Source organism: Nocardiopsis sp. NPDC006938 (assembly GCF_042869555.1).
GTDB lineage: Bacteria > Actinomycetota > Actinomycetes > Streptosporangiales > Streptosporangiaceae > Nocardiopsis.
The window spans coordinates 91,507-112,921 of sequence record NZ_JBIAGA010000002.1; the positions used below are offsets into that span (position 1 = coordinate 91,507).

The 21,415-nt window shown below is 70.6% G+C and carries 24 protein-coding genes and 1 pseudogene; 15 read left to right on the plus strand and 10 right to left on the minus strand.

Annotated features, from left to right (window positions below; all coding sequences use genetic code 11):
• Nucleotides 1–12: 12 nt before the first annotated feature.
• Nucleotides 13–1,152 (minus strand): Mrp/NBP35 family ATP-binding protein, encoded by a 1,140-nt coding sequence (locus tag ACFYL4_RS03320; protein WP_357757761.1) that lies wholly within the window; start codon nucleotides 1,150–1,152, stop codon nucleotides 13–15.
• Between the two features lie 405 nt (nucleotides 1,153–1,557).
• Between ACFYL4_RS03320 and ACFYL4_RS03325 the strand changes: the two genes are divergently transcribed.
• Nucleotides 1,558–2,559, plus strand: coding sequence for a CPBP family intramembrane glutamic endopeptidase (locus tag ACFYL4_RS03325; RefSeq protein ID WP_387516600.1), 1,002 nt, complete (start codon nucleotides 1,558–1,560; stop codon nucleotides 2,557–2,559).
• Nucleotides 2,560–2,722: 163 nt separating this feature from the next.
• Here ACFYL4_RS03325 and ACFYL4_RS03330 read toward each other — a convergent pair.
• Nucleotides 2,723–3,193: pseudogene (locus ACFYL4_RS03330) on the minus strand (GtrA family protein); the annotation flags it as partial.
• A gap of 197 nt (nucleotides 3,194–3,390) precedes the next feature.
• Between ACFYL4_RS03330 and ACFYL4_RS03335 the strand changes: the two are divergent.
• Nucleotides 3,391–4,563 (plus strand): 5-(carboxyamino)imidazole ribonucleotide synthase, encoded by a 1,173-nt coding sequence (locus ACFYL4_RS03335; RefSeq protein ID WP_387516114.1) that lies wholly within the window; start codon nucleotides 3,391–3,393, stop codon nucleotides 4,561–4,563.
• On the plus strand, nucleotides 4,560–5,093 hold the full coding sequence (purE, locus tag ACFYL4_RS03340; RefSeq protein WP_357757755.1) for a 5-(carboxyamino)imidazole ribonucleotide mutase: 534 nt from the start codon (nucleotides 4,560–4,562) through the stop codon (nucleotides 5,091–5,093). Before ACFYL4_RS03335 ends, purE begins: the two co-directional genes overlap by 4 nt.
• Nucleotides 5,094–5,197: 104 nt before the next feature.
• On the opposite strand, the gene ACFYL4_RS03345 is transcribed toward purE, so the two are convergent.
• The gene (locus ACFYL4_RS03345) at nucleotides 5,198–5,767 is read right to left on the minus strand and encodes a TetR/AcrR family transcriptional regulator (protein WP_357757752.1); all 570 of its coding nucleotides are present in this window, start codon (nucleotides 5,765–5,767) and stop codon (nucleotides 5,198–5,200) included.
• Between the two features lie 71 nt (nucleotides 5,768–5,838).
• On the opposite strand from ACFYL4_RS03345, the gene ACFYL4_RS03350 reads away from it, so the two are divergent.
• The 3 genes from ACFYL4_RS03350 to ACFYL4_RS03360 all read left to right on the plus strand — a co-directional run bounded on the left by ACFYL4_RS03350 (nucleotide 5,839) and on the right by ACFYL4_RS03360 (nucleotide 8,601).
• Nucleotides 5,839–7,365, plus strand: coding sequence for an MFS transporter (locus tag ACFYL4_RS03350; protein ID WP_357757749.1), 1,527 nt, complete (start codon nucleotides 5,839–5,841; stop codon nucleotides 7,363–7,365).
• 211 nt (nucleotides 7,366–7,576) lie between these two features.
• Entirely contained in the window at nucleotides 7,577–8,011 is a 435-nt protein-coding gene (locus tag ACFYL4_RS03355) for a hypothetical protein (RefSeq protein ID WP_357757746.1), read from the plus strand.
• Between the two features lie 128 nt (nucleotides 8,012–8,139).
• A complete protein-coding gene (locus ACFYL4_RS03360; RefSeq protein WP_357757744.1) occupies nucleotides 8,140–8,601 on the plus strand; it encodes a hypothetical protein in 462 nt (153 codons plus the stop codon).
• Between the two features lie 61 nt (nucleotides 8,602–8,662).
• On the opposite strand, the gene ACFYL4_RS03365 is transcribed toward ACFYL4_RS03360, so the two are convergent.
• The gene (locus tag ACFYL4_RS03365) at nucleotides 8,663–8,983 is read right to left on the minus strand and encodes a hypothetical protein (protein WP_357757741.1); all 321 of its coding nucleotides are present in this window, start codon (nucleotides 8,981–8,983) and stop codon (nucleotides 8,663–8,665) included.
• A 107-nt stretch (nucleotides 8,984–9,090) separates the two neighbouring features.
• Entirely contained in the window at nucleotides 9,091–9,645 is a 555-nt protein-coding gene (locus ACFYL4_RS03370) for an ATP-binding protein (RefSeq protein ID WP_357757739.1), read from the minus strand.
• A 218-nt stretch (nucleotides 9,646–9,863) separates the two neighbouring features.
• On the opposite strand from ACFYL4_RS03370, the gene ACFYL4_RS03375 reads away from it, so the two are divergent.
• The 4 genes from ACFYL4_RS03375 to ACFYL4_RS03390 are packed head-to-tail and all read left to right on the plus strand — an operon-like array spanning nucleotide 9,864 to nucleotide 11,315.
• Nucleotides 9,864–10,316 (plus strand): helix-turn-helix domain-containing protein, encoded by a 453-nt coding sequence (locus ACFYL4_RS03375; RefSeq protein ID WP_387516118.1) that lies wholly within the window; start codon nucleotides 9,864–9,866, stop codon nucleotides 10,314–10,316.
• Complete coding sequence (locus tag ACFYL4_RS03380) at nucleotides 10,214–10,720, plus strand: DUF5753 domain-containing protein (protein WP_387516602.1); 507 nt, start codon at nucleotides 10,214–10,216, stop codon at nucleotides 10,718–10,720. The genes ACFYL4_RS03375 and ACFYL4_RS03380 overlap by 103 nt, the downstream gene beginning before the upstream one ends.
• Nucleotides 10,717–10,959, plus strand: coding sequence for a DUF397 domain-containing protein (locus ACFYL4_RS03385; protein WP_387516120.1), 243 nt, complete (start codon nucleotides 10,717–10,719; stop codon nucleotides 10,957–10,959). Before ACFYL4_RS03380 ends, ACFYL4_RS03385 begins: the two co-directional genes overlap by 4 nt.
• A 53-nt stretch (nucleotides 10,960–11,012) precedes the next feature.
• On the plus strand, nucleotides 11,013–11,315 hold the full coding sequence (locus ACFYL4_RS03390; protein ID WP_387516122.1) for a DUF397 domain-containing protein: 303 nt from the start codon (nucleotides 11,013–11,015) through the stop codon (nucleotides 11,313–11,315).
• A 101-nt stretch (nucleotides 11,316–11,416) separates the two neighbouring features.
• Here ACFYL4_RS03390 and ACFYL4_RS03395 read toward each other — a convergent pair whose 3' ends face one another.
• Complete coding sequence (locus tag ACFYL4_RS03395; protein WP_387516124.1) at nucleotides 11,417–11,842, minus strand: OsmC family protein; 426 nt, start codon at nucleotides 11,840–11,842, stop codon at nucleotides 11,417–11,419.
• Between the two features lie 317 nt (nucleotides 11,843–12,159).
• On the opposite strand from ACFYL4_RS03395, the gene ACFYL4_RS03400 reads away from it, so the two are divergent.
• From ACFYL4_RS03400 to ACFYL4_RS03415, 4 genes are all read left to right on the plus strand, one after another.
• Nucleotides 12,160–13,050: an immunity 49 family protein gene (locus ACFYL4_RS03400; RefSeq protein WP_387516126.1), complete on the plus strand. Its 891-nt coding sequence runs from the start codon at nucleotides 12,160–12,162 to the stop codon at nucleotides 13,048–13,050.
• 159 nt (nucleotides 13,051–13,209) lie between these two features.
• Nucleotides 13,210–13,602 (plus strand): immunity 49 family protein, encoded by a 393-nt coding sequence (locus ACFYL4_RS03405; RefSeq protein WP_387516129.1) that lies wholly within the window; start codon nucleotides 13,210–13,212, stop codon nucleotides 13,600–13,602.
• A 71-nt stretch (nucleotides 13,603–13,673) separates the two neighbouring features.
• Nucleotides 13,674–14,531: an immunity 49 family protein gene (locus ACFYL4_RS03410; RefSeq protein ID WP_357757722.1), complete on the plus strand. Its 858-nt coding sequence runs from the start codon at nucleotides 13,674–13,676 to the stop codon at nucleotides 14,529–14,531.
• 229 nt (nucleotides 14,532–14,760) lie between these two features.
• The gene (locus tag ACFYL4_RS03415; protein ID WP_357757720.1) at nucleotides 14,761–15,225 is read left to right on the plus strand and encodes a hypothetical protein; all 465 of its coding nucleotides are present in this window, start codon (nucleotides 14,761–14,763) and stop codon (nucleotides 15,223–15,225) included.
• Between the two features lie 42 nt (nucleotides 15,226–15,267).
• Here ACFYL4_RS03415 and ACFYL4_RS03420 read toward each other — a convergent pair whose 3' ends face one another.
• The 4 genes from ACFYL4_RS03420 to ACFYL4_RS03435 all read right to left on the minus strand — a co-directional run bounded on the left by ACFYL4_RS03420 (nucleotide 15,268) and on the right by ACFYL4_RS03435 (nucleotide 19,968).
• The gene (locus tag ACFYL4_RS03420) at nucleotides 15,268–15,966 is read right to left on the minus strand and encodes a TNT domain-containing protein (RefSeq protein ID WP_387516132.1); all 699 of its coding nucleotides are present in this window, start codon (nucleotides 15,964–15,966) and stop codon (nucleotides 15,268–15,270) included.
• Between the two features lie 140 nt (nucleotides 15,967–16,106).
• Nucleotides 16,107–17,438 (minus strand): UDP-glucose dehydrogenase family protein, encoded by a 1,332-nt coding sequence (locus ACFYL4_RS03425; protein WP_387516134.1) that lies wholly within the window; start codon nucleotides 17,436–17,438, stop codon nucleotides 16,107–16,109.
• A gap of 268 nt (nucleotides 17,439–17,706) precedes the next feature.
• Nucleotides 17,707–18,432 (minus strand): YIP1 family protein, encoded by a 726-nt coding sequence (locus ACFYL4_RS03430; protein ID WP_387516136.1) that lies wholly within the window; start codon nucleotides 18,430–18,432, stop codon nucleotides 17,707–17,709.
• A 21-nt stretch (nucleotides 18,433–18,453) separates the two neighbouring features.
• A complete protein-coding gene (locus ACFYL4_RS03435; protein WP_387516138.1) occupies nucleotides 18,454–19,968 on the minus strand; it encodes an LCP family protein in 1,515 nt (504 codons plus the stop codon).
• Between the two features lie 336 nt (nucleotides 19,969–20,304).
• On the opposite strand from ACFYL4_RS03435, the gene ACFYL4_RS03440 reads away from it, so the two are divergent.
• The gene (locus ACFYL4_RS03440; RefSeq protein WP_357757706.1) at nucleotides 20,305–21,324 is read left to right on the plus strand and encodes a glycosyltransferase family 2 protein; all 1,020 of its coding nucleotides are present in this window, start codon (nucleotides 20,305–20,307) and stop codon (nucleotides 21,322–21,324) included.
• Nucleotides 21,325–21,415: the final 91 nt, after the last annotated feature.

Below are 21,415 nucleotides of genomic sequence, written 5' to 3' on the forward strand. Positions count from 1 at the left end.
GTCGGCCCGAGGTCAGCGACCGGCGGGCGAGATGCCCAGCTGCATCCCGGCCAGGCCGCGCGGCTTGCCCACCAGCTTCTCGGCGATCGAGGTGATCACCTTGCTGGCCTCGACGTCGGGGTGGGTCAGCACGAGCGGCTGGCCCTCGTCGCCGCCCTCGCGCAGGCGGGTGTCGAGCGGCACCTGGCCCATGAGCGGGATCTCGGCGCCGAGGGTCTTGGTCAGCGCGTCGGCGACCGTCTGGCCGCCGCCCTGGCCGAAGAGGTGGACCGGCTCGCCGCCGTCCTCCGGCTGGTAGTAGGACATGTTCTCGATGACGCCCGCGATGCGCTGGTGCGTCTGGGCGGTGATCGCGCCCGCGCGCTCGGCGACCTCGGCGGCGGCCTGCTGCGGCGTGGTGACCACGATCAGCTCGGCGGCCGGGAGGAGCTGGGCGACGGAGATCGCGATGTCGCCGGTGCCCGGGGGCAGGTCCATCAGCAGGACGTCCAGGTCGCCCCAGAACACGTCGGAGAGGAACTGCTGGAGGGCGCGGTGCAGCATGGGTCCGCGCCACACCACCGGGGTGTTGCCCTCGGTGAACATGCCCACCGAGATGACCTTGATGTCGTGCGCGGTCGGCGGGAGGATCATGTCCTCGACCTTGGTCGGGAAGCCCGACGCGCCGAGCATGCGCGGCACCGAGTGGCCGTAGATGTCGGCGTCGACGACGCCGACCTTGTGGCCCTGGGCCGCGAGCGCGGCGGCCAGGTTCACGGTGACGGACGACTTGCCGACACCGCCCTTGCCGGAGGCGACCGCGTAGACCTTGGTGAGGGAGTTCGGCTTGGCGAAGGGGATCTCCTTCTCCGCCTGGCCGCCGCGGAGCTTGGTCTGGAGCTCCTTGCGCTGCTCCTCGTTCATGACGTCGAGCTCGACCGTGACCTTCGTGACCCCGGCGACCTTGGTCACCGCTTCGGTCACGTCCTTCTCGATGCGACCCTTCATCGGGCAGCCGGCCACCGTGAGGTAGATGCCGACGTGCACGGCGCCGTCGTCGCCGATCTCGACGCTCTTGACCATGCCGAGGTCGGTGATGGGGCGGCGGATCTCCGGGTCTTGCACCGTGGCCAGGGCTGCGTGGACCTGCTCGGTGGTTGCTGTGGAGGACATGTACTCAATCGTAGGTCAGCGGGACGGGGTGGTTGGCCTGTGGCGTCGCTCGCGTGACCGTCCGCAGGACCATCCCGTGCAACAGGGGAGGGGCGGTCCGCTATTCCGTCGGGAGGGGCGGTGGGGGCTGGTGTTCCGCACTGTGACCAGGCCATAACGGCGTGGCCTTAACGCAGGCGATACATGCCCGGATAGTAGTCTCAGCGCACGATGGGAAATGTGCCGCCACCGCCTGGTTCGTCCTGGCCCGCCGCGCCTGAGGGGCCGGAGGGCCAGGCTTCCGGTGGCCACACCCAGGAGCAGACCTGGGCCTGGCCGCCGGGTGGCGCGAGGCAGACCCCGCCCGGCGGGCACCCCGCCCTGACACCCGACCCGGCGGTGTGGGCGTGGCCGCCCCCGCGTCCGGTGCGGACCAGTCTCTTCGCGTGCGCGGAGATCCCCGGGGGTGAGTCGTATCACAGACTCGCCCGAACCCCGAGGTTCCGCTGGTGGGTCCCGCCGCTGGCGCTCCTGGTCTTCGCCGTCCTGCTGTTCTTCCTGTGGGTCGGCGTGCTGGTCGTGATGACGATCGTCGCGATCCTCGGCGGCAGCGGTCTGGCGCCCGACTCGGTCCGGGTGGGGGAGATCGCGGGGCTGGCCTTCGGGCTGGCGGCGATCGCCCTGCTCGCACCCGTCACACTCTTCGTCGCCCGGGTGGTGCAGTGGCGCAGACCGGGCTCGCTGTTGTCGGTCACCGGGCGCGTGCGCTGGGGCTGGTTGGCCCGCTGCGTGTGCGCGGGGGCGATCCCGGCCACTGCCGTGGCGGCGCTGGTACTGGTGGTGTCCGGGGAGGGGCCGTCGGACCTGCCGGTCACCGTCGGCTACGGGAGCGTGGAGGTCCTCGCCGCGGCGCTGCTCGTGATCGCGCTGCTGGTGCCGCTCCAGTCCGTGGCCGAGGAGATGACGCTGCGCGGGATGGTCATGCAGCTCGTCGGTTCGCTGGGGTCGCCCACCGGGAGGAGCGCGTTCTCCCGGGTGCTGCGCTCGCCGTGGCCCGCGATCCTGGCGGGTGGCACCCTGTTCGCCGCCCTGTACGCGGCCACCCACCCCGGCGACGCGTGGAACACAGCGGCGCTGGCCGTGCTCGGCCTGGGTATGGCCTGGGCGACCTGGCGCACCGGTGGCCTGGAGGCCGCGATCGGTCTGCACGTGGTCAACAGCCTGATCCAGTTCGGCGTGTGCGCCGTGGAGGGCCGCCTGGACGAGGTGGGCAGCGGTGTGGTGCTCGGCGGGGGTCTTCCCCTGGGCACCAACACCCCGATGACGCTGGTCCTGGCGGTGGTGCAGGTGGGTCTGTACCTGCTGCTGGTGAGCGCGCTGGCCCGCCGCCACGGGGTGGCGCGCCGCAGCGCTCCCGTCCCGGCCTGAGGTCGGTGCGGGGCGCGGTTCAGGGGCGGGTCCGCGTCGCCCCGTCGTCCTCGGCGGAGCGGCCCCCGGACGTCTCCGTGGAGCGCTCCTGCGCGACCTCGGCGGTCTCCTCTGGGTGCCCCCGCCCCGCCGGGCTCCCCGGGGCGTCGTCTCCGTGAGGCCGGTGTTCCCCTTCGGGACCCACCCGTGAGGCCTCCGGCTCCGGGACGGGCGGGAACACCCAGGTGCGGTAGGCGAAGAAGCGGAACAGCGTGCCCAGCCCCACGCCCACCACGTTGCCGGAGACGTTCTGCGCCAGGGTGCTGTCCAGGCCCAGTACGTACAGCGAGAAGGCCTGGCAGCCCACCTGGATGAGCATGCCCACGCCGTTCATCGCCAGGAACAGGAGGGTCTCCCGGCCCAGGCCGGTGCGGGCCCGGTCGCCGAAGGTCCAGTACCGGTTGCCCACGAAGGCCACCGCGATGGCGCACGAGGTGCCCGCGACCTGGCCGGTCATCGGGCCCATCCCGGCGGCCCACAGCAGATTGGTGGCGGCCAGCTGGACGACGTAGGCGAGCGCGCCCACAGAGCCGAACTTGCCGACCTCGGAGGCGAGCCGGGCCAGTCGGGGATGGCGGGAGAGGAACGCGCGCATGGCCAGCTGCCTCCGGCTCCTGGTGGGGGTCACGGTGGCGGGGGAGTGGGCCCTGGGGCGGCGTACCCGCACGCCCTAGACTCTATCCGGGGCCTTCGACAGACACCCCGGCCGCGGGTTCCGAGCCGATCGGCCAGGTTCCGCCGTGCGCGGGGCCGCCCCGCATCCGCGGTTGACGAGCATTGAGTTGAGGAACTGTGAGCGAGCGTAACCGCATCGTCCCCCGTGTGGGAATGGTGGGCGGAGGCCAACTGTCCCGGATGACCCACCAGGCGGGCATCGGACTCGGGGTGGACTTCTCGGTCCTGGCCGCCGACCCCGCCGACAGCGCGGCCCTGGTCTGCGGCGACGTCACCCTGGGCGACGACAAGGGTCTGGACGACGTCCTGGCCTTCGCCAAGGCCCACGACGTCGTCACCTTCGACCACGAGCACGTGCCCGAGCCGGTCCTGCGGGCCGTGGAGGAGGCGGGCGGGCTGCTGCGGCCCGGCCGCGACGCCCTCCGGTTCGCGCAGGACAAGCTGCGAATGCGCACCCGCATGGCGGAGCTGGACGCGCCCTGCCCGCGCTGGCGGGCGGTGACCACCCTGGAGCACGTCACCGGGTTCGCCGAGGGCACCGGGGACGGTGGCACCGGCTGGCCGGTCGTGTTGAAGGCCGCGCGCGGCGGCTACGACGGCAAGGGCGTGTGGGTCGTGGACGGCCCCGAGGAGGCCCGGGAGGTCGTCGACCGCGCCGCCGCCGAGGACGTCCCCCTGCTCGTGGAGGAGAAGGTGGACTTCTCCCGCGAGCTGGCCGTGCAGGTGGCCCGCTCCCCGCACGGGCAGGTCGCCGTCTACCCGGTCGTGGAGACCGTCCAGCGCGGCGGTATCTGCCACGAGGTGATCGCTCCCGCTCCGGGGCTCGACGAGGACCGGGCCCTGCGCGCCCAGAAGCTGGCGATCGAGATCGCGCACGCCCTAGACGTCACCGGGGTGCTCGCGGTGGAGCTGTTCGAGACCGCTGACGACGTGGTCGTCAACGAGCTGGCCATGCGCCCGCACAACTCCGGGCACTGGAGCATCGAGGGCGCCCGCACCTCCCAGTTCGAGCAGCACCTGCGCGCGGTCCTGAACCTGCCCCTGGGTTCGCCGCGCACCAACGCCCCCTACACCGTCATGGCCAACCTGCTGGGTGGCGAGGACCCGGAGGTGTACCGCCGCTACCTGCACGTGATGGCCAAGGACCCCGAGGTGAAGGTGCACTTCTACGGCAAGGACGTGCGTCCGGGCCGCAAGATCGGGCACGTCACCGTGATGGGCGACGACTACGAGGACCTGCTGGAGCGCGCCCGCGACGCCGCTTCCTACCTGCGAGGAGACCAGAAGTGACCGACAGCAAGCCCGTGGTGGGCATCGTGATGGGCTCCGACTCCGACTGGCCGGTGATGCGCGAGGCCGCCGAGGCGCTCTCGGAGTTCGGCGTGCCCTTCGAGGCCGACGTGGTCTCGGCGCACCGGATGCCGCACGAGATGATCTCCTACGGGGCGGAGGCGGCCGGTCGCGGGTTGAAGGCGATCATCGCCGGTGCGGGTGGCGCCGCCCACCTGCCGGGCATGTTGGCCTCGGTGACCACGCTGCCGGTGATCGGCGTCCCGGTGCCGCTCAAGTACCTGGACGGCATGGACTCGCTGCTGTCCATCGTGCAGATGCCCGCCGGGGTGCCGGTGGCGACGGTGGCGGTGGGAGCGGCGCGCAACGCCGGTCTGCTGGCCGTGCGGCAGCTGGCCGCGCACGACCCGGAGCTGGCCGAGCGCATGGCGACGTTCCAGGAGCAGCTGAAGGAGCAGGCGCACGCCAAGGGGGAGCGGCTGCGCCGCGAGGTGGCCGACGGCGGCCGGACGATGGGCTTCGGCCTGTAGGGGCCCCGGGGCCCGGTCCCCCGTTCCCCGGAGCAGTGGGCCCCGAAGGTCCCGCCGTCCCGTGGGGCCCCGGGGCGCGGGCCCTGGTGGCGCGGGGCCCGGCCTCACTCCTCGGGCAGGAGGGCGCGCAGCCCGGCCATCGCCTGGTCGACCGTGGGCAGCGACTCGGGGTCGACCAGGTACTGGAGCACGTACCCGGTGACCGTGTTGTAGACCATCGACCCCAGGCCCGCGACGGTGCCGGGGTCGACCTCCTCGGGGGGCACACCCAGGACGAGGGCGCTGAACTCCCGGCGGGCCTCGGCCACGCCCTCGGCGAGCTGGGCCCGCATGGTGGCGTCGAACTGGGCCTGTCCGAAGACCTGCACGCTGGAGACCATGAGGTCGCGGTGGGCGGGGAGGGTCTCGAACAGCGTGCTGACGATCAGGCGGGCCCGGTCCTTGGCGGTCTCCGGCCGCGCCCTCGTGATGGCGGCCTCGAAGACGTCGCCCCACTCGCCGGTGGCTTCGAGGACGGCGGTGTTCATGAGCTGGTCCTTGGACCCGAAGTGGTATCCGATGGACGCCAGGTGCGCACCGGAGGCGGCGGCGATGTCGCGGGCGGTGGTCTTGGCGTAGCCCTTCTCCGCCAGGCACTTCTTCGCGCCCGCCAGCAGGTCCTCACGTTGGCTCATGCCCCGACCCTAGCACTTTTGACGTACGTACATATTGACGGCCGATTTGAACGCACGTACGATCAGTCGCCATGACCACCCTTCCCACCAACACACGCGCCACCCGCCGCACCTGGGCCGGGCTCGCGCTGCTCCTCGTCCCCGCGCTCCTGGTCTCCATGGACCTCTCGGTGCTCTTCGTCGCCGCACCCGCCATCGCCCGCGACCTCGACCCCACCGGAACCCAGTGGCTGTGGATGATGGACGTCTACGGGTTCGTCCTGGCCGGGCTGCTCATCACGATGGGGGCGCTCGGTGACCGGATCGGCCGCAGGCGGCTCCTGCTCTGCGGGGCCGTCGCCTTCGGCGCGGCCTCGGCCCTCCTGGCCCTGGCACCCACCCCCGAACTGTTCGTCCTCGGGCGCGCCCTGCTCGGCGTCGGCGGCGCCACCCTCGCCCCGTCCACGTTCTCGCTGATCCGCGCCATGTTCGCCGACCCCGCGCAGCGCCGGGCCGCCATCGGACTGTGGACCGTCGCGTTCACCGGGGGCGCCGTCGTCGGCCCGATCATCGGCGGGGTGCTGCTGGAGTTCTTCCCCTGGGGGTCGGTCTTCCTGATCAACCTGCCGTTCATGGCACTGCTGCTCGCGGCCGCGCCGTTCCTGCTCCCGGAGTCGCGCGAGCCCTCGCGCACCGCGTTCGACCTGGCCGGGGCGGCCACCTCCCTGATCGCGATCCTCGTCCTGGTGCACGCGGCCAAGCGCGTGGTCGCCCACGGACCCGACCTCACCGTCCTGGTCGCGCTCGTCGTCGGACTGCTGGCCCTGGCGGCCTTCGTCACCCGTCAGCGCCGGGCCCTCGACCCACTCGTCGACCTCTCCCTGTTCGCCCGTCCCGCCTTCACCGCCTCGGTGACCGGTAACGCGGTGGTCTCCTTCGCCGCGGCCGGGCTCGGCGTGCTGACCTTCACCTACCTCCAGGTCGTGCACGGGCTCAGCCCCCTGATGGCGGCCCTGTACGCCCTGCCGACCATCCTCGGCGCCGTGGCGGGGGCCACCGCCGCCGGGCTGCTCGCTGAGCGGGTGCGCCCCGCCGTGCTCATGGGCGCGGGGCTGGCCGTCGGCGCGGGCGGCTTCACCATCGTCGGGCTCAGCGACGGCGTCGTCGCCTTCCTCGCCGGGTACGTCGTGGTGACCCTCGGGGTGGGGATGGTGGGCACTCTGGCGAACACGCTGGTCATGGCCACCGCCCCGCCCGAGCGGGCCGGATCGGCGGCGGGCGTGTCCGAGACCAGCACGGAACTGGGCGCGGCGCTGGGCATCGCCACCCTGGGCACGATCGCCACATCGGTCTACCAGGCCGGGATGGGCGGGGTCCCCGGGGCGGACGGTGCCGCCGGGGAGACCGTCGCGGGCGCGGCGGAGGTCGCCGGAGCGCTGCCCGACGACGAGGCCGGGGCACTCCTCGGCGCCGCCTTCGACGCCTTCTCCTCGGGCGTCACCGCCGCCGCTCTCACCGGGGCCGCCGTGATGGCGGCGGTGACGCTCCTGACGCTGGTCGCGCTCCGGCGTCTGCCCGCAGGAACCGAGGCGACCGGGCACGACGCCGCCCGGACCTGAACCGACCGCCGCCCGGATCGGGGAGAGCTCGTTCGGAGCGGGTAGGAGGACCGGTCCGGGCCTCGTGGGCCCGTCGGTGGCCTCCGGAGGCGTCGTACCCGTGTGGAAGGATGTCCGGGAGTCGGAGAGAGTCGGTCGGCACGGCCGTGCCAGGCGCACTCCGGCCCCCCACACGATGCCAAGACCGAACACGGGCGGCTCACCTATGCGCATGGAACCGGAGAAACAGGACGTCGTGCTTCGGGAGACCGGTCGCGCCGTGGTGGACCGCCTCCCCCACGGTTGGCACGAGATCGTCGTCGACTTCCACGCCTGTCACCGGGTGAGCGTGTCCACCGTCGTCGTGACGGGTGGGGATGGGGCGGTCACGTACCCAGACCTCCCGGGCTCCGCGGTCTCGTCCCTGCGTGAACTGCGGGAGGGGATGTACCGGGAGGGGACCGGAACCTGGTTCGGCCTCCGGTACGTGATCACCCACGACCGTCGATTCCACGTGGACTACGCGTACGACGCCGAGCCTGACTTCGGGTTCGAGCTCGCCCTCGGTGACTACTGGAGGGACGCGGAACGGTTCCCCCGGAACCCGGAGCGGGTTCCCGAGTGGCTTCGGGAGAAGCTGCGCCGCTACGAAGCGGGGGAGGCGTGACCCCTCCGGGTGCTCCGGCCCCCGCACCGAGATACCCGGCCCGGAACGGTCGCCGAACCGGCCCGGGTCGGCCGCCCGTGTCGTCATCGTCGACGTTTCCCTTGCAGACCCAACGGAAGGTCACAGCCGTGAACAGCTCCCCCGTCGACCCTGACGACACCCTCGACCCCGTACAACAGCGCGAACTCGTCGACGGCGTCGTGCGCGCGCTGGTCGGCGCGTGCCCTCCGGGGTGGTCCGAGATCACGTTCGAGGTGACCTCCCTGGCCCGGCTCACGACGATCGGCAACCGGGTCACCCGGGACGGGGCCCCTCCGGCCAGGGAGACCTTTCCCCACAGCGTGAACGGTGACGTGATCCGTCTGCGCCGGGGAATGTACCGGGAGGGGGTCGGTACCTGGTTCTCCCTGCGCCTGCACGTCCTCCCTCCCGGCAGGTTCAGGATCGACTTCGACTACGACCGGAGGCCCGGCGGTACCCTCCCACCGGGCCCGCAGGAGTTCGCGGAGGATCTCAGGACGTTTCCCCGGACCCCGGAACACGTCCCCGCCTGGCTTCGGGAGGAACTCGCCCGGGCCTACGAGGAGTAGGAGGCCGGGGCGCTCGGCACGGGGTGCGGGGCGGGCCCGTCCCGAGAGCCCCGGCCGTCGGTCAGCTCATGGAGCGGCGGAGCCGGTCGCGGCCCCACAGGTGGGCGAGGAGGTGGTCCCAGTCGCCAGCCTCGTGCAGGCCGGTGGCGGAGGCGACCCAGTACGACTGGGTGGACTCACCGAAGTAGATGACCAGGTCCCGGTGCCGCTGCTGGAGGAGCGCGGCGCGGGCGTGCTCGGCGGTGAACTCCGCCCGGTGGCCGCCCAGACGTGGCAGGTGCTGCGCCCGGCAGGAGCGGCAGGAACGGTGCTCGCAGGAGGGGCAGGCGGCACCGGAGACCCGGTTTCCCCGTACGGCCGGGGTGATGGAGATAGGATTCATCGTTGATCCTGCTTTCTTGCTTTCGCGAGTCTGGAATTCAGGGATCGTGTTGGGGGCTCAGAGGGCGTTGGCGCGCCTTCTGAGCCCTTTCGCGTGCACGGGGTTCGCTAGAGCGAGTTCCAGCGGCTTTCGCTCAGGTCGTAGGCGAGGAAGAACCAGACGCCCCGGTAGTGCGGGCGGCCGTTGTCGCCCCACCGGGTGGACAGGGCGTCGATCATGGCCAGTCCGCGCCCGGCCTCGGCGTTGGGGTCCAGCCCGCCCGGGTCCGCCGCGAGGTACTCGCGCTCACGCGAACTGAAGGGGCGGTCGCGCACGCCGTCATCGCGGCAGAGGAGGCGCAGTCCGTCGCGGCGGCGTTCACAGAGCAGCGAGTAGGAGTTGCCGGGCAGGCCGGAGCGGCTGTGCTTGAGGGCGTTGCTGGCCAGTTCGCCGCCCATCAGGGTGAAGAGGTAGCGGTAGTCGGCGCTCCGCTCCGCCGCGCAGGTGTCCAGGAACGCCCGGACCAGGGGGAGGAAGACGCCGGAGGGGCCGAAGTCGTACCGGCGGACCTTGTAGGAGCACTCGGCCTGGCCGTTGAAGTAGTGCCGGTAGGCGGGCGGGACCAGTTCGTTGAGGGCGATGGTCACCTGGGCCATCGGGGGTACGGGGGCGAGCACGGGCATGACGAACACACTCCTTGGCATGGCGAAGCACGTACAGGGGTTGGGGAAGGTCGCCCGTTGGAAGTTTCATGAATGCATGACGCGCGGAACGGGCTCGACATAGCCTTCGGCTCGTGGATCAGGAAGTGAGCCTCCAGTTAGATTCCATCTAAGAATGAGATTCCCGTGAGTCAAGCGGTTCTTGCAAGACTCCCGTTATGTCCGATGAGGAGTCCCAAATGACACAGAAGAGCCCGAACATCCGTCGACGCCGACTCGGTCACGTATTGCGTGGCCTGCGGGAAGAAGCCGGGCTCACACTCGACGCGGCGGCCAAGGGGGCCGGGGTCCCCCGCTCCACACTGGGGCGCATGGAGACCGCTGAGGCTCGTCGTCTGCGCAACTCGGACCTGAACGCTCTCGCGGACTTCTACCAGGTCAGCTCGGAGACACGTGAGGGAATGCACGGCCTGGCCCGTGAGGCGAAGGAACGCGGCTGGTGGTCCAAGTACAAGGATGTCTTCGGTGAGCGCGCCCTCCCTGATGGGAGGCCGAGGCCTCGGCCATCAGAACCTTTCAGCCGCAGCTCATCCCGGGGCTCTTCCAGACTCCGCGCTACGCGGCGGCGATCTTCCGTGGTGGGCGGGCCACGGCGGACGAGAACATCGAGCGCCTGGTCGAGGCTAGGGTGAACCGCCAGCAGATCCTCAACCGCATTCACCCACCCCGTATGACGGCGGTCATCGACGAAGCAGCGCTCCATCGCCTCGTCGGCGGCCGGGAAGTGATGAAGGAACAGCTGGTGCACCTGAGCCATCTCGCAGTTCGGCACAACATCGACGTCCAGGTTCTCCCCTATGCGGCTGGTGAGCACCTGGGGATGGAAGGAGCCTTCACCATTCTGGAGTTCTCCGAGCCTCGGGACACTCCCATCGTGTACGTCGGCACAGCCACGACGGGATTGGTCCTGGAAAGTAGCGAAGAGCTCGACTCGTATAACGTGGCCTTCAGCAACATCCAGGGAGTGGCGCTTTCCGCCTCCCTGTCCGCTACGTTCCTCGACGAAGCCGTCACAGCACTGGAGAAGCAGACATGAGTCACCGGCTTGAGTTCCGTAAGAGTAGCTACAGCGGCCGGGACCAGGATTGTGTCGAGGTCGCGCACTTGCCCTCTGACTTCCGGAAGAGCACGCACAGTGCCCAGGACCAGAATTGTGTGGAGGTGGGGTCGTTGCCGTGTGGTGCGGCGATGCGGGACTCCAAGCACCCCGATGCTGGTCACCTGCCCTTTCCCAGGGCTGAGTGGACCTCGTTCCTCTCGACCGCTCTCGGGTAGCGGGTCCGGAAGCCCTCCCTGCAAGTCGAACTGTCGGCAGAAGGCGGTAGCTGATGATCCTGGAGTTCCGCAAGAGCACCTACAGCGCGCAGGGCCAGAACTGCGTGGAGGTCGCTTACATCCCCATGACCTTCCGTAAGAGTAGCTACAGCGGACACGCCCAGAACTGTGTGGAGGTCGCGCACTTGCCCTCTGACTTCCGGAAGAGCACGCACAGCGGCCGGGGCCAGGACTGTGTGGAGGTGGGGTCGTTGCCGTGTGGTGCGGCGATGCGGGACTCCAAGCACCCGGACGCCGGTCACCTGCCCTTCCCCCAGGCCGAGTGGACGTCCTTCCTCACCACCGCCCTCCGGTAGCGGGCCGCAGCACCCTCCGACACGCCGAAGCCCCGCGGCGACGATCCGCCGTCGCCGCGGGGCTCCCGCGTACGCCCCCCGAACCCCGGGACGGCGAGGCCTCAGCGCAGGGTGGCGGTGAGCGTGATGGTCGTGCCCTTGAGCGCCTGGCTGACCGGGCAGTTGGCCTTGGCGTCCTCGGCGATCCGCTGGAAGTCCGCCTCGGAGATCCCCGGGATGTCGGCCTCCACGTCGAGGTGGATGCCGGTGATCCCCTCACCCGGCTGGAAGGTCACCGACGCCTTGGTGTCCACGCTGCGCGGCGGGGTGTCCTCACCGGCGAGGGCGTGGGAGAACGCCATCGAGTAGCAGGTGGCGTGCGCGGCGCCGATGAGTTCCTCCGGGCTGGTGCGCCCCTCGGGGTCGTTGGCCCGGGACGCCCACGTGACGTCGAAGGTGCCGAGCCCGGAGGAGTCCAGGGACACCTGTCCCGCCCCGTCCAGGAGTGCCCCCTCCCAGTGCGCGGTCGCGTTGCGTGTGGTCGCCATGAGCATGCTCCTCGTGTGTGTCGGTCGATCGGTCGAAGCCAGCCTCGCAGCCCCGGGGGCGTTCTCGGTGCCACGACGCCCCGGGACCCGGAGGGCGACGGGCGGGCGGAATGATCCAAAAGGCGGGCGCCAGGCGTTCAGCCCGTACCCCTCGGCGGGGACGCACCCCCCCGGCGGGACGCCGCTCCAGACAGCCCCACTCCAGAAGGTCGTGCCCTTCCCTCGAACGGCCGGGTGCGGATTCTCCGCCCGAAGGCGGGGGCTACGATCTGGAGACGCGACGGTCACCATCGCGTCCGCAGAACCCGAGAGGCATCGTGAGCGAACATGTAGAACGCCACTACGTGAGCCCGGAGTTCTTCCGCTCCCGGGCACTGGAGAGCGAGGAGGAACGAGAGCAGGTCGTTCCCTTGCTGGAGACGAAGTCATCCCTGGCGAGGCCGGTCCTGGCCTGGGCCAGGGTGGCATTCCTGACGCATCTCGCCGTCGATCCCAGCGCCGGGGACCCCCGTACCCGTGATGCGTGGTCGGTGTGCGCGGAAGTCGCCGAATCCCTGTTCGCCATGAGCGAGACCCCGGTACGGGAAACGGTCGAGCGCGTCATCGGTGGAAGAGCACGATCGCTCCCCGGGGCCGAGGGGGCGAGTTTCGCTGACGCCGAGAACTGGTTGACCGCGTTCTTCCTGGCACGAACACGCCGTGACGCGGAGAGGCTGGAGTTCCTCTGCCGGATTCCGGTGGACCGCATCAGGCGCGCGGAGTCCGTAGGGGGGTTCGTGTTCGACGAGTACGTCTACAGCTGGATTCACGCACTCCAGGACCACACACTCGATCGTTCGACCTTGTCCCAGAACCTCCTCAGGGCCTTCGAGCTGTCGGACCCCAGCGAGAACCCCGACACGGACGGCGACTACCTGCGCGATATCGTGTTCCCGCAGCTGAACGTCTTCCTCAGGGCGGCCCAGTTGGACACGGAGGAGTTCAACCGGGGGCTGGAAAAGGGGCTGCGCGGCTTTCGTTCCTACTACACGCAATCTCCGGAGCGCGCCAAGGATCTCGACGGAGTCCTTCCCCTCGGCCTCCTGGCGGTCTCGTGCATGGCCTTCGACCTCGGTGGCGAGCACTCCGGCTTCAAGCCGCAATTCCGCTCCGACTACCTTCCCGACCACATTCTGGCGCGCACCTGGGAAAGGCTCGACTTGCGGTGATCCGGGGCCCGAACCCGTCTGAGGAATGAGGCCGATACGGTCTCCGGCAACACGGATCGGGGGTCGATCCGGGCCGAATATGGTTACAGAATCGACAACGTAGCGGGGCTGGAATTGACGTACACGGTGGCGCGTCACGATATCGGTCATCCACATTACGTGAACTTCATCGCCGAGGTTCTCGAGGAGCGGAGGTTCTTCGTCCAATGGCTGGTCGACTCGCCCTTTGACGCGGGAGGACCCCTCGCCGGTGTGAAATTCCAAACCAAGGTGTGTATCGCGATGGACACCTTCGCGCACCTGGTTCGCGGGGACAGCGACAGGTTCAACGCGTCGCTGGCCTCGGGTCTGGAACTCTTCCGCTCATTCCACACCGCGACTCCCGAACGGTCGGAGAAGACCGAAGGAGGGGGCCCACTGAGCCTTTTCGCTCTCGCGTGCTGGGGATACGACTCCGCTCTCGTCGATCCCGACTTCCGGTTCGAGGTGGAGTCCGGGTACCTGCCGAAACACATCCTGGAGCGTGACTGGGTCGGTGCGTTTCCCCTCTAGGCGATGCGGTGGCCCGCTCGAGACCTCTCCCCGGGGTCGAGCCGGATCGGGTCGCGCCCCCGTCGTGACTCATGGGACGCCCGTGCGAAGACCGTCGACCGGACCCGGTCGGGGGGAGCACCGCCTTCGCGGGAGCGCGGTGCGCGGAGAATCAGGAGGTACGCGCTATCGAGGCCGAACACTACTACCAGAGAGCACAGGAACAGCTGGCCCTGGACCGGGAAGCGGCCCTGCCGGAGACACGGCGGGCCTGGGAGCGGGCGATGCTGGCCTCCTACGCCGGGGTGCGCCGTGTGGCCGACGCGATCGGTTCGGACTACGACGTCCTGCCGGACGCCCGGGTGAGGTTGAGGGGCCCCGCACCCGACGGCTCCGAAACCCTTCCCGAGGACTGGTCGAGGGCCTTCTACCTCACCATGGTCCTGCGGGACCGAGCCCGGTGCCGGGACCTGTGCGACATCCCCCCCGGAATCGTCGCGCACGTGGCCCGGGACGGCACCCCACGCGGCAGCGTACGCACCCGGAACTGGATCGACTCCCTCCAGTCCTACGTCCTCGACCTGCCCGGTCTCGTCCAATCCCTGGAGTTCCTCATCGGGACCCCTTGGGGAGACGACCCCCTGCTGAGGCGGCACGACCATGCGGGCAACCTGCTCTCGGTCATGCGCCTGCTGTTCGAGTTGGAGTGCTACGACCCCGAAGGTGTGGAAGAGCACCTGGTGCGGGCGCTGACCGAATTCACGGACTTCCGGGAGAAGCGCCGCGCGGGCGACCCCGGTGCGCGTGTTCCCGAGTTCCCGTTGGAGTTGATGGCTCTTGCCTGTCGGGCCCGGGACATGGATCAGTGGGACGAGGACTTCACGTTCTCTGTGCGTTCGCCGCTGCTTCCTGACGGGATGCTGAGCGACACCTGGAATCCTTCCCGCTGAGAGTCAGGGCGATCGTGGGGTGTGGCGTCGAACGCCTGCTCGTGGACCTTCGCGTGGAGATGTGCCAGGAGGACGTGGGCGCGTGGTCCGGCTCCTGGTCGTCGATCACGCCGGTTCCGACCCGTCGGACCGGAACCGACAGTGGCAGGCCCAGGAAATCCGGTGGGACCCCTGTCCGACGGCCAATGCCCCCGGCGGATGTCGGCGCATCGAGCAGTAGGGTGCTCGGGTGGAATCCTCAGAGCAACAGCGGAAACTCGTGGATATCGGAAGGCTCGTCCTGGCGGAGGCGCCAGAGGGGTGGAAGCGAATCGAGGTGATCTTCTCCTGCCTCTCCGAGCTGTCGGCCGCCTCCGTGGTGATCGTGACCGAAGACGGCGAGAGGACAACGGGTGAACTGTCCCTCCAGGCGAGTGGGGAGCTTCGCGATCTCAGAGATCTCATGCACGAACCCACAAGGGGAACCTGGTTCTCGTTGCACTACACCATCACTCGACCGGGAAGCTTTCACGTCGATTTCAACTATGACGACGAGCCCCCCTTCCCCTACCCTCTGGACCCCGAACGCTTCGCGAATGACTATTTCCGGTTCCCCAGGGAGAGGGAACACATTCCCTCCTGGCTCTTCGCCAAGTTCAGGGAGGTCAAGAACAGAGACCAGGTGACTGGCGAACCGGATCAGCGTCGACGGTGACCGATCAGCCACCGTCGACGGGTCGTTCAGTGTGGATAGGTCCTAGGCGTTCAGCTCGTACCCCTCGGCGGGGACGCACTCCTCGGCGGGGCGCTGCTCCAGGTAGCCCCACTCCAGCAGGTCGTTGACGGGCACGTTCCCATCTCCCTCGGCCTCCGGCACCTCCTCGGCGGGCACCAACAGTTGCTCGCCGCCGCCGGGCTGCTCGAAGTGCGGGGCGATCGGACCCACCCAGGCGTGGACCGGCTCGGTCACCTCGTAGCAGTTGTAGTTGTGCTCGGGCCCGTCCGGCCAGGTGTTGAGCGAGTTCGGCGGCAGCGCCCGCTGGGAGTAGGGCGCGCCCGCCGGGGCGAGGAACGACCCCCACGGGGAGCCGAACCGGTCCAGCATCCACCCGGAGGGCAGCTCCTGGAGCTCCTTCAACGGCTGGCCGTCGACGACCACGAACCCGTCGTGCTCGGGGTAGTCCCAGCTGCCGTCGACCGTCCACCAGCGGTCCAGGAACTCGACCGGCGACAGCCCCCCGAGCCGGTCGTACTCCTCCACCAGTTCTCCCGCGGGGCCGTCCTCGGGCAGCTCGGACGGGCCCAGGCGGCTGTCGCCGCACAGGTAGCGGTCCAGGTCGTCGGCGCTGGGCGGCGGTGACAGCACCGGACACCCCGACACCTCGGCGGCGGCGGGCGAGGCGGCGGTCATGGCCAGGGCGAGGGCCGCACCGACCAGCAGGGGGAACTTCGACATCGGACTCCGTTCGACCGGACCCCCGGGCGACACCAAGGGTCACTGGATAACTACGGACCGAAGTCAACCATGGGCGGCCCCCACACGACGAACGGCCGCACCCCGGAGGGAGCGGCCGTTCGACGACGAGAAGCAGGGGGTTACTGGCGGCCCAGCGCCCGGTAGGTCCAGCCGGAGGCGCGCCAGTAGGTCGGGTCCAGGGCGTTGCGCCCGTCCACGATCCGCTTCTGCGCCACCACCGAGGCCAGCTCCTCCGGGTTGGCCTCCCGGAACTCCGACCACTCGGTGAGCAGCAGCACCACGTCGGCGCCCTGCGCGGCCTCCAGCATCGAGTCCGCGTAGTTCAGCTGCGGGTGCGCCTCACGCGCCCGCTCCAGGGCGGCCGGGTCGTACACCGTCACGCGCGCCCCCAGGGACGCGATCGTGGAGGCCACGTCCAGCGCGGGGGAGTCGCGGATGTCGTCCGAGTTCGGCTTGAACGCCGCACCCAGCACCGTCACGGTGCGACCGGCGAAGTTCCCGCCGATCAGCTGGCGGGCGATGTCGATCGTGCGCGCCCGGCGGCGCTGGTTGATCGCGTCCACCTCGCGCAGGAACGACAGCGCGGGCTCCACACCCAGCTCGTCGGCGCGGGCCATGAACGCGCGGATGTCCTTGGGCAGGCAACCGCCGCCGAAGCCCAGACCGGGCCCGAGGAACTTGCCGCCGATCCGGTCGTCGTAGGACAGGGCCTCGGCCAGCTGGATGACGTCGGCGCCCGCGACCTCCGACACCTCCGCCATCGCGTTGATGAAGGAGATCTTGGTGGCCAGGAACGCGTTGGCCGACACCTTGACCAGCTCGGCGGTCTGGAGGTCGGTCACCAGGAACGGGGTGCCGTCGTCCACCTGCCGCTGCCAGAGCGCGCGCACCGCCTTCTCCACGCGCGGGGAGTCGGTGCCGATCACGATCCGGTTGGGGCGCAGCGTGTCCTCCACGCCGAAGCCCTCACGCAGGAACTCCGGGCTCCAGCCCAGCTCCGCCTCGGCGCCGACCGGCGCGAGCGCGGACAGCCGGGCGGCCAGGGTGGCGGCGGTGCCCACCGGCACGGTGGAGCGGCCCACGACCACGGTCGGCCGGGTCAGGTGCGGGGCCAGCTGGTCCACGGCCGAGTTCACGTAGCGCAGGTCGGCGGCGCCGGAGTCGTCGCGCTGCGGGGTGCCCACGCAGATCAGGTGCAGGTCGGCGAACTCGGCGACCTCGGCGACGTCAGTGGTGAACCGCAGCCGCCCCGTCTCGAGGTTGGCGGTCAGCAGCTCGTCGAGACCGGGCTCGAAGAAGGGCACCCTGCCGGAGCGGAGCGTGCTGATCTTGGCCTCGTCGACGTCGAGGCCGATGACCTCGAAGCCCATCTCGGCCAGACAGGCGGCCGTGGTGGCGCCCAGGTAGCCGGTTCCGATGACGGAGACCCGCATACGTTCCGCTTCGACCACTGGTGTTCCTTCCTCGCTTCCGCACGCGCCTCGTCTGCTGGTTGTGCCCGCTCGTGGCGGCCCACATCCCGCATGAGGGCAGAAAACGGACATGGTTCGGCCGACGGGTAGTCCGTGGGGGGACGGTGCATCACCCTACGCGTCGGGGTCTGGCGCGTGACCGAACAACACGTGAACAGTCAGGCGGTCAGGTTACCGGCGCGTGGGAGGGCGTTCGCACCGGGGGAGGAGTGTGCGCAAACGCGCGAACCCGCACGGGTCGGGCGGGCTAGTAGCGTCCGTCGTCGAACGAGTGCCCGTGACCGGGTTCGTCGTCCACCGGGGTCCACACCGCGCCGGTCTCACCGCGACGGAACGGTGTCGTGGTCTTGTTCGGATCGTCACGTCCGCGCACGGGCGAGGAGGGCGGCGGCACGTCCGGCACGGTGTCGCCCACCGGCCCGCCGTCGTTCCAGACGCGGTCCGGGTCGACCAGCGTCACCGACCCGCCGTCGAACGCGGGGTCCGGCGCGGCGCCGCCGCGCCGGAAGTCCTCCCTGCTGTGGCTGGCCACCACACGCTCGCGGGAGGGGAGGCCGCCCGTCGGGCCGAGGTCGTGGGCGGCGCGCCACCGGGTCGGCAGGGTCGAGGAGACCAGCAGCAGCACCCCCAGGGGCAGTCCCACACCGAGCCCCGCGCCGTTGGGGTAGAGGAAGCTCTCCTCGTTGAGCCAGTACAGGACGGGGCCCACCGTGGCGGGGGCGACCACCGGCCACAGGCACAGCGACGCCAGGAGGAGACCGCTGGACCCGGCGGCGAGCGGCGAGAGCCGTGAGGCCACCAGGTACGCGCCGACGACCCCCACCGCGCACAGCACCACCACGGAACAGACGGTGGCGAAGCCCACGTCTCCACGGATCAGCTCGGGCAGGGTCTGGGCCGACCACGCCACCGCCACCCAGAGGACGGGGGCGAGGGCGATTCCGGCGAGCAGTCCGAGCAGGTGGCGGAGCACGTGTCCCTTCCTTCGCGGGGTCTACCCGCAGATGTTGTCCTTCGCGGTCGTGGTGGCCGGTTCGGCGCCGGTGGAGGGCGACTCCTCCGGTTCCGTCGCGGTCGCCTCGACCCGGGGGGCCTCGAACGTCGTGTAGTCGAATCCGATCACGACCTGGAGGTCGTCGTCCAGGGTGGGGTCCTCCACCGTGCGCGCACCGGGCAGGGTCGTCGCCAGGTACTCGGCGTCGCGCTCCCGGCCGGGACCGAAGCGGACCTCCGTGGTGGGCACGTCGCGGCTGCTCCAGTTCTCGGCCACGTCCGTGACGTCGAAGCCGGCCGTCTCCAGCTGGGAGTCCAGCTGCGCGCCCAGCCCCGGGGTGGCGGTGCCGTTGAACACCCGCAGGCTGACCTCGGAGGGCGTCGGCTCCGCGTCGTCACCGGACTCCTCCTCGGGCTTCTCCTCGGGTTCCGTGAGCGGGCGGTCGGCGTTGATCGCCGCGAACATCTCGCGGGCGGCGGCCTCGTCCCACAGCAGGGCGACGTCGCCGCGCGGGGTCCAGTGGTCCATGTCGGCGATGGGCACCTGGGCGAAGGTGACGTTCTCCATGTCGACGTCGCGCATCTGGTACGCGAGGTCGTTGATGGTGCTGGTGTCCAGCCCCTCGTCCACCGTCACCGACGACAGCGCGCTGTCCAGGAACGCGGTGAGCTTGCGCGGGTCGGAGAGGGTCTCGGTGCTCATGGCCCGGTCGAGCATGGCCGACAGCACCTGCTGCTGGCGGTCGATGCGGTCGAGGTCGCCGCGCGCGGTGGCGCGGGTGCGGGCGAACGCCAGCGCCTCGGTGCCGTCCACCCGGTGCGTCCCGGCCTGCATGTCCAGGTGCGCCTTGGGGTCGTTGATCGCCTCGGGCAGGCACACGTCGATGCCGTCCAGGGCGTCGACCACGTCCACGAACCCGGTGAAGTCCACCTCGACGTAGTGGTCGATGCGCACGTCCGTGACCGACTCCACGGTCTGGACCGCCAGTTGCGGCCCCCCGTAGGCGTAGGCCGCGTTGATCTTGTCGTCGCCCTCGCCGGGGATGTCCACCCACAGGTCGCGGGGCAGGCCCACCACGGTGAGGTGGTCGCGTTCGTGGTTGAGCCGGACCAGCATCATGCTGTCCGAACGCTGCCCGGGGGTGGACCCCACACTGAGCGCGTTCTGGTCCTCCCGGCTCATCTCGTCCCGGCTGTCGGAACCGATGACGAGGAAGGTGAGGCCGCCGGTCTCCTCCGGGCGGTCGCCCTCGGCGAGCCCGCCGAACACGTCGAACCGGTTCAGCGCTCCCGACATCCAGCCGGTGATCGCCCACGAGGTGCCGGAGGCCAACAGCACCAGCACCGAGAGCACACTCATCAGCACCAGGCCGTTGCGGTGGCGCCGCACACGCGGGTGCGGCACAGTGAACCGTCCCGACCTGGCAGAACGTCGCCCGGCGGGCGGCTGGGGCTGTGAACGCTCCCGTCGGAACTCGCCCGTCGCCCTCCGCCGTCCGGCGTCCTCGTCGCTCATCGACGTCCCCGTCCCACCCGTTCCACGGTGCCCTGGTATCCGGTACCCGGGTATCTAGGTTGTCACCCGATCGGCCGAAGGGCGCGGGATGTCAGCCCTCGGCGTGTTGTTCGCCCCTTTGGGTGGGACGCCGAGATCGGCGGCCGGGTTCCCCGGCGCCCGCACGTCGCGTCACCCCTTCCCCCGGTCGGCGCGCGCACACCCGATCGGCCCGGATGTTCGGCGGGCCGGTGTGCAGTACCGTTGAGCGCGCGTCACCGTCGAGCGCGCCCGGGGCCCGCGCCCCGCCCTCACGGTGCCACGCAGTCCCGACAGTCTTGACCTTGGGAAGTGCCCGTGTCCTGGCCGCCTGTCTCCGTCGTCATGCCCGTACTGAACGAAGAGCGCCACCTCGCCGCAGCGGTGGAGCACGTCCTCGCCCAGGAGTACCCGGGCGAGCTGGAGGTCGTTCTGGGAGTGGGGCCGTCCTCGGACCGCACCCGCGAGGTCGCCGACGGCCTCGCCGCGGCCGACCCGCGCGTGAAGGTGGTGGACAACCCCACGGGGAAGACGCCCGCCGCGCTCAACGCCGCCATCGGCGCCTCCACCCACGACGTCGTGGCCCGGATCGACGGCCACGCCATGATGCCCTCCGACTACCTCCGGGTGGCGGTGGAGACCCTCCAGGAGACCGGCGCCGACAACGTCGGCGGCATCATGGCCGCCGAGGGCACCACCCCCTGGGAGCGCGCCGTGGCGGCCGCGATGACCTCCAAGGTGGGCGTGGGCAACGCGCGCTTCCACACCGGCGGCGAGGGCGGCCCCGCCGACACCGTCTACCTCGGTGTCTTCCGCCGCTCGGCGCTGGAACGGGTCGGCGGGTACGACGAGGCCTTCCTGCGCGCGCAGGACTGGGAGATGAACCACCGCATCCGCACCACCGGCGGGACCGTCTGGTTCCAGCCCCGTATGCGGGTGTCCTACCGTCCGCGCCGCAACGTCCGGCTGCTCGCCAAGCAGTACTTCCACTACGGCCGCTGGCGGCGCGTGGTCGCCCGCCAGCACCGGGGCACCATCAACCTCCGCTACCTGGCCCCGCCGGTGGCCGTGGCCGGAGTCGCCGCCGGTCTGGTCGGTGGCGTGTTCCTCTGGCCGCTGTGGCTGGTGCCCGCCGCCTACCTCGCCCTCATCACCGCCGCGTCGGCGCCCCTCACCCGGGGCCTGCCCGCGTCCTCGTGGCCGCTCATCCCGGTCGCGCTCGCCACCATGCACATGTCGTGGGGCACCGGCTTCATCACGAGCCCGCCCGGGCTCGGCGCGGACTCCCGCACCGCCCGCGCCAACAGCGGTACCGCGAGCGGCACCGGGGGCGCCTGACCCGTCAGACCGCCGCCAGCGGCCGTGGGGCGGACCGCCCCCACCCCCCACGGCCCGGCCCCTACGGCCACAAGTGGACGACGTCCGCCCT